The 11,596-nt window shown below is 63.1% G+C and carries 14 protein-coding genes; 4 read left to right on the top strand and 10 right to left on the bottom strand.

Features of this window, described 5'->3' with window-relative positions:
• Positions 1 to 46: 46 nt before the first annotated feature.
• From R3C98_RS12970 to R3C98_RS12960, 3 genes are read right to left on the bottom strand one after another with little or no spacing between them, the layout of a single operon-like run.
• The gene (locus tag R3C98_RS12970; protein WP_371314502.1) at positions 47 to 370 is read right to left on the bottom strand and encodes a YbaB/EbfC family nucleoid-associated protein; all 324 of its coding nucleotides are present in this window, start codon (positions 368 to 370) and stop codon (positions 47 to 49) included.
• An 11-nt stretch (positions 371 to 381) separates the two neighbouring features.
• On the bottom strand, positions 382 to 2,085 hold the full coding sequence (locus R3C98_RS12965; protein ID WP_371314501.1) for a DNA polymerase III subunit gamma/tau: 1,704 nt from the start codon (positions 2,083 to 2,085) through the stop codon (positions 382 to 384).
• Positions 2,086 to 2,140: 55 nt separating this feature from the next.
• The gene (locus R3C98_RS12960; protein WP_371314500.1) at positions 2,141 to 2,920 is read right to left on the bottom strand and encodes a tyrosine-protein phosphatase; all 780 of its coding nucleotides are present in this window, start codon (positions 2,918 to 2,920) and stop codon (positions 2,141 to 2,143) included.
• Between the two features lie 158 nt (positions 2,921 to 3,078).
• Here R3C98_RS12960 and R3C98_RS12955 point away from each other — a divergent pair, with 158 nt between their 5' ends.
• Positions 3,079 to 3,636 (top strand): YSC84-related protein, encoded by a 558-nt coding sequence (locus tag R3C98_RS12955; RefSeq protein WP_371314499.1) that lies wholly within the window; start codon positions 3,079 to 3,081, stop codon positions 3,634 to 3,636.
• Between the two features lie 69 nt (positions 3,637 to 3,705).
• On the opposite strand, the gene R3C98_RS12950 is transcribed toward R3C98_RS12955, so the two are convergent.
• Positions 3,706 to 5,157, bottom strand: coding sequence for an AMP nucleosidase (locus tag R3C98_RS12950; RefSeq protein WP_371314498.1), 1,452 nt, complete (start codon positions 5,155 to 5,157; stop codon positions 3,706 to 3,708).
• A 131-nt stretch (positions 5,158 to 5,288) separates the two neighbouring features.
• The gene (locus R3C98_RS12945; protein WP_371314497.1) at positions 5,289 to 5,981 is read right to left on the bottom strand and encodes a hypothetical protein; all 693 of its coding nucleotides are present in this window, start codon (positions 5,979 to 5,981) and stop codon (positions 5,289 to 5,291) included.
• Between the two features lie 126 nt (positions 5,982 to 6,107).
• Here R3C98_RS12945 and R3C98_RS12940 point away from each other — a divergent pair, with 126 nt between their 5' ends.
• The gene (locus R3C98_RS12940; RefSeq protein WP_371314496.1) at positions 6,108 to 6,593 is read left to right on the top strand and encodes a DUF1203 domain-containing protein; all 486 of its coding nucleotides are present in this window, start codon (positions 6,108 to 6,110) and stop codon (positions 6,591 to 6,593) included.
• A 328-nt stretch (positions 6,594 to 6,921) separates the two neighbouring features.
• The gene (locus R3C98_RS12935) at positions 6,922 to 7,275 is read left to right on the top strand and encodes a UrcA family protein (protein WP_371314495.1); all 354 of its coding nucleotides are present in this window, start codon (positions 6,922 to 6,924) and stop codon (positions 7,273 to 7,275) included.
• 154 nt (positions 7,276 to 7,429) lie between these two features.
• Here R3C98_RS12935 and R3C98_RS12930 read toward each other — a convergent pair whose 3' ends face one another.
• The 4 genes from R3C98_RS12930 to R3C98_RS12915 all read right to left on the bottom strand — a co-directional run bounded on the left by R3C98_RS12930 (position 7,430) and on the right by R3C98_RS12915 (position 10,309).
• A complete protein-coding gene (locus R3C98_RS12930) occupies positions 7,430 to 7,783 on the bottom strand; it encodes a hypothetical protein (protein WP_371314494.1) in 354 nt (117 codons plus the stop codon).
• Positions 7,784 to 7,797: 14 nt separating this feature from the next.
• A complete protein-coding gene (locus R3C98_RS12925; protein WP_371314493.1) occupies positions 7,798 to 8,445 on the bottom strand; it encodes an EF-hand domain-containing protein in 648 nt (215 codons plus the stop codon).
• A 121-nt stretch (positions 8,446 to 8,566) separates the two neighbouring features.
• Positions 8,567 to 9,241, bottom strand: a complete 675-nt coding sequence (locus R3C98_RS12920; protein WP_371314492.1) for a hypothetical protein — start codon at positions 9,239 to 9,241, stop codon at positions 8,567 to 8,569.
• A gap of 30 nt (positions 9,242 to 9,271) precedes the next feature.
• A complete protein-coding gene (locus R3C98_RS12915) occupies positions 9,272 to 10,309 on the bottom strand; it encodes a ribonucleotide-diphosphate reductase subunit beta (RefSeq protein ID WP_371314491.1) in 1,038 nt (345 codons plus the stop codon).
• 228 nt (positions 10,310 to 10,537) lie between these two features.
• On the opposite strand from R3C98_RS12915, the gene R3C98_RS12910 reads away from it, so the two are divergent.
• Positions 10,538 to 11,083 carry a 2'-5' RNA ligase family protein gene (locus R3C98_RS12910; RefSeq protein WP_371314490.1) on the top strand — a complete coding sequence of 182 codons (546 nt, stop codon included), beginning with the start codon at positions 10,538 to 10,540 and terminating at the stop codon, positions 11,081 to 11,083.
• An 8-nt stretch (positions 11,084 to 11,091) separates the two neighbouring features.
• Here the strand turns inward: R3C98_RS12910 and R3C98_RS12905 are convergent.
• The coding region (locus R3C98_RS12905; protein WP_371314489.1) for an STAS domain-containing protein at positions 11,092 to 11,596 on the bottom strand (505 nt) is incomplete at its 5' end.

The following is an 11,596-nucleotide window of genomic DNA, read 5'->3' as shown; positions in this document are numbered from 1 at the left end:
TGGCATGATTCCAGAGGAACATATACGGAACGAATGTAGCTGTCGACTAAAACGGCAGCTTGAAGCCGGGCATCATGCCGCCGAAGCCTGCGGTGGCGTCCTTCATGGCCGCTTCCATCGCCTCGTCGAGGCGGCGGCGGGCGTCGGCATGGGCGGCCTTGATCAGGTCTTCGATGATTTCCGGCTCGTCGCCCATCAAGCCGGGGTCGATGCTGAGGGAAACCAGTTCTCCCTTGCCGCGCAGGCGCACTTTCACGAGGCCTGCCCCGGCCACACCGTCGGCCTCGGTCGACTCGATCTTCGCCTGCACTTCCTGCATCTTGCCCTGCATCTGCTGGGCTTGCTGCATGATCTTGGCGAGGTCTTTCATGATCGGGTCCTTCAGGCTTGGCGGCGTGAGTTCAGGTCTATGACGTTTTCGGCGTCGGCAGGAATGTCGGGGCTCGCCCGGTCCTCGTCGACAACATCCACAATGGTGGCGCCCGGCAGGCTGTTCAAGGCCGCCGCGATGAGCGGATGCGCGGCAGCGGCCGCGAAGCGCTCTTCCTTGGTGCGGATTTCGGCGGCACGCACGGTCTCTGCCCCGCCACGGATCTGTTCCACCACCCAGTCGTCGCCCGTCTGGCGTTCGAGGAAAGTTTTCAGGCGGGCCAGCACGTCGGGCGGCGCGGCGGCTTCCAGTTCGCAGGTAAAGTGGCCGTAGGTGATCGGGCCGGGCTTCACATAGCGCTCCATCTCGACCTGGAGATTGATCTCCCGGAGGTTCGTCAGGTGGGCAAGGATGTTCTCAAAGCTGTCCAGCCCGCCGGGGTCTGGCGGGGCCTCAGCCTGTGCTTCAGGCTTTCCCGGCGAAGCTTTGCCCTCCGCGATCATGCGGGCAGCTTCTTCCGGGGACGGAAGACCGGCAGAGGCGACAAGGCGCAGGATGACCATGTTGAGCGCGGTGGCCGGGTCTGGCGCAACTTGCAGCACATTGTAGCCCGACAGAAGGATCTGCCAGGTGCGGGAGGCTTCGGCCGGCGTCAGGCGCTGGGCCATGGCGCGGGTGCGCTCCACCCAGTCAGCCGGGCCGCCGGGCTGGTAATCGTCGCCCGTCGCCTGCGCGATGGAAATGTCAGCCGCGATTTCCAGGAGGTCCTTCAGGATCACGGCCGGGTCTGCCCCGCCGCGCACCTGGTCCTGCACTTCTTCCAGCGCTGCCTTTGCCTCGCCGGCGATCGCCTTTTCGAAGGCATCCATCAGGCGGCCCCGGTCACCCAGGCCCAGCATGTCGCGGACGGCAGCGCCGGTAACAGCCTCCCCTTCCAGCGTCTGCACGATCGCCTGGTCGAGAATGGAAAGCCCGTCGCGGACGGAGCCTTCAGAAGCCCGCGCGATCAGGACGAGCCCCTCTTCGGAAACCTTGGCGCCTTCCTTCTCGGCGACGCGCCCGAGATGGGCGGCAAGCGCGGCAGGCTCCAGCCGTTTCAGGTCAAACCGCTGGCAGCGGGAGAGGACCGTGACCGGCACCTTGCGGATCTCGGTGGTCGCGAAGATGAACTTCACATGCGGCGGCGGCTCTTCCAGCGTCTTCAGGAGCGCGTTGAAGCTGGCGTTCGACAGCATGTGCACTTCGTCGATGATGTAGACCTTGTGGCGGGCGGAAACCGGCGCGTAGCGGGCGCCGTCCAGAAGGTCCCGCATGTCGGCGACGCCGGTGCGGCTGGCCGCGTCCAGCTCCAGCACGTCCGGATGGCGGGACGCCATGATCGCCTCGCAATGCTCGCCCAGCGGTTTCAAATTCACCGACGGGCCATCGTGATCGTCTGACGTATAGTTCAGCGCACGGGCCAGCAGGCGGGCCGTGGTCGTCTTGCCGATGCCGCGCACGCCGGTCAGCATGAAGGCGTGGGCGATGCGGCCCGTCTCGAATGCGTTGCGGAGCGTGCGGACCATGGCCTCCTGGCCGATCAGGTCCTCGAAGGTGCGAGGCCGGTATTTCCGGGCGAGCACTTCATAGGCGCCGGGCTTTGCCGGGGCCTCGTCCTCTCCGAACATGGAGAAGGTCGCGTCATCGCGCTCGGTATCGGAATCGGTCTCGCTCATTGGTCGGGACCTTAGCCGCTGCCGGGGTCCGGGCCAATGGGGGCGATGACTCGTCTCAGCCTTCGAGCAGCTTGTCGCGGATCGTGTCCTGCTGCGCCTTGGTCACACCGAGAGTTTCGGTGAGATAGGTGTCGATGGATCCGACTTCGCTTTCGATCCGGGCGAAGGCCGTTTCGAGGTAGGGCAACCGCACGCCAATGAACGGACGGAAAACTTCCGGCTCGTAATTCTTTCCGATGTGGGCGTTGAACATTTCCGCGATCTCGCCGAGGCGCCCGTCCACATCCACGGCCACATTGGTGAGGACGTAGTCGGCATGGATGTCCTCCTGCGAGACGCCCAGAATATGATGGGTGAGCGCGCAGAGAATGCCCGTGCGGTCCTTGCCCGCGGCGCAGTTCACTAGGCCCGCTTCGTCGTCTTTCAACTCGGCGAGGTGGCCGAACCAGGTGGCGAACAGCTCCCGGTGGTGCGCCTTGAAGGGGGCGACGCGGTAATAATCGGTCATCCAGGCTTCGGCCTTTTCGGCATCGGCCTCGACTTTTGTCAGGAACTGGTGGTGCGGCGCCTCATGCTCGCGGCCGCCATCATGGGTGATGGTCATCGGCGCGGACCATTTGCCGGGCTGGCGTTCGCGCTCGTCCGGGCGGCGCAGATCCGCCTGCACGGCAATCCCCTTCTGCCGTATCTGCTGCAGATCGCCATGCGTGGCTTCGGCATAATGGCCGGAACGGAACAGCCGCCCCTGTTTGACATGACCCCCGTGGCGGGAAGCATAGCCCCCGAAATCCCGGAAATTGCGAACGCCTTCAAGCGGCAGGATGCGATCTTTCATAGCCAAGCCAGCTAGCGCGCAGTTGCGCCCTCGTCTACCCTGACCCTGTGACAGCCGTTAATTACGGCAAGATACCATCATTTTCCCGCCCCATTCCCGCCATGTCCGGGGGTAGAACCCCTGAAGATACAAGCAAGAAGAGATCAAAAGGAGTTCTCATGACCCGCCTTCGTTCGATGATTGCCGCCGCCTGTCTCACTTTCGGGACACTGTCCGTCACCGCCTGCTCCACCCTGCCCGACGAGGTGGACCGCGCCGAAATCGACGCAGACAGCCGGCAAGCCCTGAACGCGCTTTACGCCAAGAACCCGGCCGCCAAAGCCATCGGCCAGCAGGCCCGCGCCGTGCTGGTCTTCCCGTCCATCGTGAAAGCCGGCCTCGGCATCGGCGGGGCCTATGGCGAGGGTGAAATGCGCCAGGGCGGCGCGGTCACAGGTTATTACTCGACCTTCACAGGCTCCTGGGGCCTGCAGGCCGGGGCCCAGCAATACGGCTATGCCGTGTTCCTGATGAATGACGACGCCGTGAAATATGTCCGCGAATCCGAAGGCTGGGAAATCGGCGTCGGCCCGACCGTCGTGCTGGTGAATGCCGGTGTCGCGCAGAACCTGTCGACCACTTCCCTGAAGGAAGATGCCTATGCCTTCATCTTCGACCAGAAGGGCCTGATGGCTGGCATCAGCATCGAAGGCACGAAAATCAACAAGCTGGACTAGGCTGACCGCTCACAAGAAAAGCCGGCGCCACCCTTCGGTCGCGCCGGCTTTTTTGTGGTCAGATGCGTCTTACCGGAAGGGCGGCTCGTCGAAGCTGCGGAGTTTGCGGCTGTGGAGCTTGGCGCCCTTGTCGGCGGCGAGGCGTTCCAGCGTCTCGATGCCGATGCGGATATGCTCACCGATGGCCCGCTCGTAGAAGCGGTTGGCGGCGCCCGGCAGCTTGATCTCGCCATGCAGCGGCTTGTCGGACACGCAGAGGAGCGTGCCATAGGGCACCCGCAGGCGGTAGCCGTTGGCGGCGATCGTGGCGCTTTCCATCTCGATGGCGATGGCGCGGGACTTGTTGAACCGCGGGGCCGAAGCGGAGAAGCGCAGCTCCCAGTTGCGGTCGTCCGTGGTCACCACGGTGCCGGTGCGCAGGCGTTTCTTCAGCTCATCCCCGCTCTCGCCGGTGACATGTGCGGCCGACTCCTGCAGCGCGATCTGGACCTCTGCCAGCGCCGGGATCGGGATCTCCGGCGGCAGGACGGCGTCCAGCACATGGTCTTCGCGCAGATAGGCATGGGCGAGCACATAGTCGCCGATTGCCTGTGAGTGACGCAGGCCTCCGCAATGACCAACCATGACCCAGCACTGCGGACGGATGACCGCCAGATGATCAGTGATTGTCTTCGCGTTGGCTGGGCCGACACCAATATTGACCAGCGTGATGCCGGTATTGCCCGGCGCCCGCAGGTGGTAGGCCGGCATCTGTGACCGGCGCCAGGGGGAGGCATCGATCTCGGCGCGTGAGGTTTCCGTCGGCTCGGAAATCTCCAGGCCGCCCGGCACCGACAGGGATGTGTAGCGCGAGTCATTGGCGAGCTGTTCCAGCCCCCACTCGCAGAACGCATCCACATAGCGATGATAGTTCGTGAAAAGAATATAATGCTGGAAGTGCTCGACCGGTGTGCCCGTATAGTGCTGGAGCCGCTTCAGCGAGAAATCCGTGCGCAGCGCATCGAACAGGGCGAGCGGGCGATCTGTAAAGGGCTCGTAGAGTTCACCGTCGGCCACTTCGTCGCCAATTTCCGACAGGTCCGGGCTCGGGAAATGCCGCGCGAGTTCGGCCGGGGAAATTTCCTCGAGGCCGGAGGCCTGCCCCTGCTCCCACACATAGGCGTAGGGCATTTCCGACTGCGAACGTTCGACGAAGACCTCGATCTCGTAATACTTCAACAGCGGGGTCAGCTGCTCCATCAGGTAGGGACGGAAAAAGTCCGGCCGGGTGAAGGTGGAGACATAGGTGCCCGGTTCCGAGATACGGCCATAGGAACGTGAAATACGCGGGGCCGGCCCGTCCGGATTGTAGACGATCCGGATCTGCGGATAGCAGAACGCGCCGGCTGCGCGCAGCTCCGGGTCGGGCGGCGTGCCTTCGCGCAGGAATGTATTGAGGGCAGCGGCTTGCGCCTCGACGGCCTCAGCGTAGAGCTTTTCGAGGGCGTCAATGACGGCTTCAGGTGTAGTGAGTTTCGACATGGCGCCATCTGCCCCAGCGGCAGGAAGCTGTCAATTCACCTTATTATGAAACCAGCCGCCATTTCCGGCAGCACCAGCGCCCGGCGCGGGGCGGACCCGGCCGGCGGAATGACCTGTCTCTTCAGGGGGCTTCAGCTGGAATCGAGCACCGGCAGCCAGGTCAGCGCCGCATCGTGCAGTGTCCAGAACAGTTCGCGCATGACGGGCGAATTCTGAAGCCCGGTACAGGCCGCCGGCGGCTCGTTTGCAACGGGCAGCGGAAGGGATTTGTCGGCCCGGATACGGGCGAGCTTCCGGCGGAATCGGGCGATTTGCGCCTCCGGATTTGCCAGTGCCTCTTCCAGCGCGGCGAACCGGTTCATCAGGCCCATGGCGGGCAGCATGTCCTGCGCGCCGGGGCGCGGCGCCGGGTCTTCCTGTCCTGCCTGACGGCGGCCGCGTGCTGCCAGGCGGGCAGCGAGCCGGGACACTTTCTGCGCAGGCAACGGACACGATTCCGTCAGGCGGAAAGCCGGCAGGGGAAACAGGAGCTGCACAGGCGCTGCGGCATCGGATGGCGTACGGGCGCCCGCCGTTTCGCGGGGCGTGCCCTGTCGGGCGGGCGGCAATGGCGTTTCCATCGCGACAAGAAACAGGATGCGGCGCACCATCGTTTCTAGCCGCTTCAGCTCCGCATCCACCACCCGGCACACCGCCCGCGGCAGGAAAGCCCGTATGCCGAGCGGACCGAGCGCCAGCCGCGTGGCAAGCGCGGCGGCCTGCTGGCCGGCATAAGCCCAGGCGAGCCCGAGGGAGGCAGAAAGACGGATGGGTGAAATCATCATGGCGCCCAGCCTGCGCCCCGCCCGTACCCGGAGGATTGAGATCAATTCTATCCCACAGCAAGCAGCGGGTGGGCCGGACATAGGGAAAGAAAGTAGTTCCAGGTGACCAGATACGGAGAGCCGCTTATGTCATTCCAGATCCGCCCCCTGCCCGCCAATGCCTTCAAGGACCTGTCCACGCTCTGTGAGGACGAACTCAGTCGTCGCCTTGTCCAACGACGCGTGGTGGATAGCAGCCCCGGTTATCCCTGCCGTGTCAGCCTTGAAGATGCCCGCCCGGGAGAGACGGTGTTCCTGCTGAACTACACCCATCACGCCGCGGCAACGCCTTTCCGGGCCAGTCATGCCATCTATGTCCGCGAAGGCGTAGACAGCGCGGACCTTCCGCAGGGAGAGGTTCCGGACATGATCCGGCAACGGATTATATCCCTTCGTGCCTTTGACTCGGAGGGCATGATGGTTAATGCCGAAGTCATGAATGGAATTGACGTAGCGGCAGGCATCCGAACGCTTTTTGGGCATCCGCCCACAGAATATATTCACCTCCATTTTGCAAAGCAGGGTTGCTATGCTGCAAGGGTCGACCGGAGCCCGTTTTTGACAGAATTCTGACGGTTCGCGCAGTAGCGGGTGACCGCAGTAAACACTGCCATTCGTGGAATGCGACGAAGGTTTGGGCAGGCCTGCCCGAACAACGGGCGACCAAGAATCTTACATGCTTCTGGATGCAGCCCACTGAAAAAACACTCTTGAAATGCTGCGTTTGCGAGATGATTGTTGCGGTGCAGCACGCGGCCGCTTCGGGGCTGGCCAACGTCTGCCCGGTGAGTGTGTGTCCGGGCGGCGTGTTTCGAAGCGATATCGTCGCGTGAGGCAGCTTGAGGGAGGAGTTTCAAAGCCGTTGGGAAGACGGCACCAAACTCTGAAGGACTGAATTCTCATGATGAAACAAATGTTTGCAGCCGCCGCTCTCGTTGCCGTGGTCCCGTTCGCCGCGTCCGCTGAAGTGACCACGCCGATCTCCGTTGAAATCTCCTACGATCACGACCTCCTGGCATCCGACACCGGTGCTGAAGTCGTGCTTTCCGACATCCGCAGCCAGGCACGCAGCGCCTGCACCGCTTCGGGCAGCAAGTTCGGCCGTGGCCCGCTTGTCGACCGCGCCTGCACCAACGACGTGATGGCTCAGGCCGCAGTCAAAATCCTGAAAGAACGTGAAGAAATGGGCCTGAAAACGGCTCCGACCTTCGCCCGTGTCGCAACGGTCGAAACCGCTTCTTACGAACAACGCTAGACCATTTCCTCCCGGAATAGCGTTGGAGGGGCGCCCGCGGCCACGGGCGCCCCTCACTGATTCCAGGAACAAGGGGGACGGAATCAGTACGAAAGCAAGAAAAGCCCGGGGGGAAACCGGGCTTTTCCGACTGGACCTGATCGCTGAAGGGGGTCTATTTCCAGCGGCCAGGATTGCGGTACCAACCCCGATTGGTCTTCACCCACTGATCTGGCACCCAAAGAGCGCCGGCATGCGGGGGCGAGCGGTCCCAATGACCGTCGATCCAGACGAAGTCAGTTCCGGTCCAGTTCCAATAGCCACTGATCCAGACTGACAGGGATGTCGGACGCGGCGGAATGATCACGGTCCGCGGCGGAGGCGGCGCGGTCGTGATGTAAACGGTGCCCGCCGGTGGCGGACCATAGTGCCGATACGGGCCATAACCTGCGCAGGCTGTCAGACCTGCGAAGGCAAGCGCGGTGACGGCAGGAAGGATGCGCCTGATTGCGATGCGTTGGCGTGCCATGTCTCACTCTCCTCTCACATGCCGCGATTATAGGATTGCAACTCGCCCCAGCTCAATTGACCGTCATCATTGGTATCGGCTTCCAGCCAGGCATGTTCGCCGAAGCGCATGTATTCCTCGCGGCTGACGACACCGTCTCCATTGCCGTCCATCACGCGGAAACGCTCGGTCTTGCGGAGGTTTGCCTGCTGGCGCATCAGCGCCTGGCGCTGCGAGTCGTCATTGCTGTAGGGGCCGGGACCGAAGCGGGCAGCGTGATATTCTTCCAGCGACAGGCCGTTTCCGTCCTGATCCATCTGGCCGAACATGTCCGTGTGCCAGTCTTCGAATTCGGCGCGGTTCACGCGGGAATCGCCGTCACGGTCGAATTTGCGAATGCGGTCCTGCGTGCCGAGATAGAGCCGGTCACGGTCAGGATCGCGGATCATGTCGCGATCGCGGTCCCGGTCCTGCAGCTTGTCGCGGCCGGAAGCAGGATCCATCACGCGCAGCCGGTCGCGGTCCATATCGCCGGACATGCTGCCCATGCCCGAACCGGAGCCGGCACCCTGGCCGCCACCGCCTTGTCCGCCACCGCCGCCGCCTTGCGCAACAGCCACACCAGACATCGCAACTGCACCCGCCAGAATGGCCGCCGCGCCCAAAAACTTCAGTTTCAGCATCCTTGTCTCCTCGTGCTGAACGCACCGCGAGCATCCGGCCCACGGACAAAGCCCTCCCAAGCAGACCCTGTTTGGCACGGCTGGCTGACGCCTGCCTGACGGGAAGTGGATTGATTGGCGCCTATTTTTGCGAGTGCATTGCAAAGGCGTGGCAAACTGCGCCGTTTGTCATGAGGCGGACGGATTCCTCGTCTCGCCCCTCTCCCAGCCACTCCGCCGCAGGGGCCAGCGCGGCCACCTGCAGAGAGAGCCCGCCACGCCGCAAAACGGCAGCAAGGTGCTCCACCGCGTGCCGGAAGCTATAGGCCCGCGTCTCGAAACGAAAGCCGATCTCGTCGCATTGCGCTGTGAGGGTGCAGGCGGGATCATATGTCCAGGACAGTCGGCACTCAGCTTTCCTGCCGCCGACATTCAGGGGGACCGTTTCGTACACATGATCCGCAAACGGCCCATTCGCCTCCCCCGGTTCCGGACCAGGCGGATGTTTCGGAACCGGCAGAAAGCGGCGCCAACCCCATTTGGCCGGGCGCGGCGGTACTGAGGCAATCGCGGGCAGAGCCGATTCCAGGGCCGTGGCTTCTGCAGACGGCGCCTGGCTCATCCAGTAGACGTCCTGCCGCGCGACAGCGCTTTCCAGATGCGGCAGCGCCTCGTCCGGCGGGCATCCGGCAAAGCCGCCCAGCCTGACTTCGGCGCGCAGGGTATCGAACAAGGCCTGCCGCGCATCGGCATTCGCCGCGTCGATCTCCTGAAGCCGCCGGATAACCCAGCCCAGAATCTCGCTGCGCACGCTCATCCCGGCGAGGCCAGGCCTTCTCGGGCCGCCCTATTCTGCCGGCACATTGTCCGGCTTGGCGGCGGGGCGCTGGTCGAACCGGGTCCACACGCCCTCATCGCCGTGCCAGTCGCCCTTCGTGGCGCCTTTGGAATATTCCGTGGCGCGCTGTTCGAAGAAATTCGCGTGCTCGACACCGTTCAGGATCTCGGTCAGCCACGGGATCGGGTGCTTGGTGATGCCATAAAGCGGCTCCAGCTTCAGCTGGCCGAGGCGCCAGTCGGCGATGTAGCGGATGTAGTTCTTGATGTCGTCGGCGGTCATGCCTTCGACCGGGCCCATTTCGAAGGCGAGTTCGATGAACTTATCTTCCAGGCTGACCACGGTGCGGCAACATTCGCGGATGCGCTCGCGCAGCTCGTCATTCATCACGCCGGTTTCGGCGCAGAAGGTGTGGAACAGCTTGATCATGCCCTCGCAGTGCAGCGACTCGTCGCGCACCGACCAGCTGACGATCTGGCCCATGCCCTTCATCTTGTTGAAGCGCGGGAAGTTCATCAGCATGGCGAAGGACGCGAACAGCTGCAGACCTTCCGTGAACGCACCAAAGACAGCCATGGAGACGGCGATGTCTTCATTCGTCTTGGTGTCGAACTGGCCGAGATAGTCGTGCTTGGCGGCCATCTCCTTGTATTCCATGAAGGCGGAGAATTCGCTGTCCGGCATGCCGATGGTTTCGAGCAGCAGGGCGTAGGCCGCGATGTGGATCGTCTCCATGTTGGAGAAGGACGACAGCATCATGGACACTTCCACCGGCTTAAATAGCGGCATGTAGTGTTCCATATAGTTGGCACCGACCTCGACGTCCGACTGGGTGAAGAAGCGGAAGATCTGCGTCAGCAGGTTGCGCTCGGCATCCGACAGTTTGACCGCCCAGTCCTTGCAGTCTTCGCCCAGCGGCACCTCTTCCGGCATCCAGTGGACCTGCTGCTGCTTCTTCCAGAAATCATACGCCCACGGGTAGCGGAACGGCTTGTAGGCGCGGCTCGGGGTGAGCAGTCCGGGAAGCGAGGAATCGGTGGCAGCCATGACGGGCCTCCTTGGCAAGCGAGTCGGTTATAGGGGTAATCAACACCACATATAGTGCTTAAGAAGCGTTAATGGCGCAAGATGCAGCGTGCCGCACGCGACATTCATCCACAGGCTTGCGCACAGGAAAGGCAAGAGTGGCACGATACCCCGCATGCCGGACAGGGAAACTTTGCAGAAAGAGACCAGGCTGCATTATCAGGAACGGGCTCTGCAGAGGCATATGAGATGAGTCGGCAACTCTTCACGCTCGCATTTCCCGAAACCAGCGCTGGGGCGCGGGCCTGGATGGACCGGGTACGCGCTGAACATGACCGGGATTTCGCGAACCGGGTCGCGCCTCACTTCACGCTCGTTTTCGGGGACAACTCTGTTCCGGAAGCAGAATACCTGCAGCATGTCCGGACTGTCGCCGAGGCTGTCGCCCCCTTCCCTTTCGCATGCACGCGTGCCGTGACTGGTACAGACCACCAGGATGAAACCGGCTACGCTTTCCTCATTCCGGACACAGGTGACGGTGACATACTGGAACTGCGGAACCAGCTGCACACCGGCCCCTTCTCGGGGCTGCTGCGGGCCGACATTCCTTATGTCCCGCACATAACGATCGGCCGGTTTGCCAGCGTCGAAGCCGCCGGGAAGGTATGCGATTCACTGAATACATTCGGCATCGATGTGTCAGGCCGGATCACCGCGCTCACGATTGTTGCCATGGATACACAAGGGACGATTCAGGAGATACAGGCCATCTCTCTGTCTCGCAGCAAGGCATAGCGCGCGGCTCACACTCCATCCAGCATGGCCAGCGCCTTTGTCTGTGCGGTCCGGATGTCCGGTTCCACTAAGACGTGCGGGGCTTCAACACCATGAGCCGCGAGGGCGGCTTCGTTGGCGGGGCTGAGGCCGGTCAGCCAGACGGCGATCTTCCGGCGATGAGCGGCTTCGACGAGCCCCTCGATCGTGTGGGCCGCCGTTGAATCAACGAATGGCACTTGTGAGAAGTCCACGATCAGGGCGCGGTGCTGGTCGCCGATCCGGTCCAGCACAGACCCAATGGTCGCCGCCGCGCCGAAGAAGAAGGCGCCGGAAATGCGATAGACGATCACATCACGGCGGGTGCTGGTGGCCTCGTCATAGGGGACGCGCTCGCGCAGATCGTCGGCCTCGTCCGGGCGGACCAGCGGCGCGCCGAGTTCCACGGTCGCGGCCTGCGACATGCGCTGGATGAACAGAGCCGCGCCAAGAGCGAAGCCGACGATAATCGCTTCGGTCAGGTCGCGGAACACT

Origin of the sequence: Hyphomonas sp. (assembly GCF_041398465.1) — a bacterium.
In the GTDB taxonomy this organism is placed as follows: Bacteria; Pseudomonadota; Alphaproteobacteria; order Caulobacterales; family Hyphomonadaceae; genus Hyphomonas.
Note: the sequence above shows the minus strand (reverse complement) of the source record. Positions and strands in the feature narration are given on the sequence as shown.

Coding starts and splice junctions, on each gene's coding strand:
- R3C98_RS12925 (WP_371314493.1), bottom strand. CDS start 8,445: ATGCTGAAACTGAAGTTTTTGGGCGCGGCGGCCATTCTGGCGGGTGCA.
- R3C98_RS12970 (WP_371314502.1), bottom strand. CDS start 370: ATGAAAGACCTCGCCAAGATCATGCAGCAAGCCCAGCAGATGCAGGGC.
- R3C98_RS12950 (WP_371314498.1), bottom strand. CDS start 5,157: ATGTCGAAACTCACTACACCTGAAGCCGTCATTGACGCCCTCGAAAAG.
- R3C98_RS12945 (WP_371314497.1), bottom strand. CDS start 5,981: ATGATGATTTCACCCATCCGTCTTTCTGCCTCCCTCGGGCTCGCCTGG.
- R3C98_RS12920 (WP_371314492.1), bottom strand. CDS start 9,241: ATGAGCGTGCGCAGCGAGATTCTGGGCTGGGTTATCCGGCGGCTTCAG.
- R3C98_RS12935 (WP_371314495.1), top strand. CDS start 6,922: ATGATGAAACAAATGTTTGCAGCCGCCGCTCTCGTTGCCGTGGTCCCG.
- R3C98_RS12915 (WP_371314491.1), bottom strand. CDS start 10,309: ATGGCTGCCACCGATTCCTCGCTTCCCGGACTGCTCACCCCGAGCCGC.
- R3C98_RS12930 (WP_371314494.1), bottom strand. CDS start 7,783: ATGGCACGCCAACGCATCGCAATCAGGCGCATCCTTCCTGCCGTCACC.
- R3C98_RS12960 (WP_371314500.1), bottom strand. CDS start 2,920: ATGAAAGATCGCATCCTGCCGCTTGAAGGCGTTCGCAATTTCCGGGAT.
- R3C98_RS12965 (WP_371314501.1), bottom strand. CDS start 2,085: ATGAGCGAGACCGATTCCGATACCGAGCGCGATGACGCGACCTTCTCC.
- R3C98_RS12940 (WP_371314496.1), top strand. CDS start 6,108: ATGTCATTCCAGATCCGCCCCCTGCCCGCCAATGCCTTCAAGGACCTG.
- R3C98_RS12910 (WP_371314490.1), top strand. CDS start 10,538: ATGAGTCGGCAACTCTTCACGCTCGCATTTCCCGAAACCAGCGCTGGG.
- R3C98_RS12955 (WP_371314499.1), top strand. CDS start 3,079: ATGACCCGCCTTCGTTCGATGATTGCCGCCGCCTGTCTCACTTTCGGG.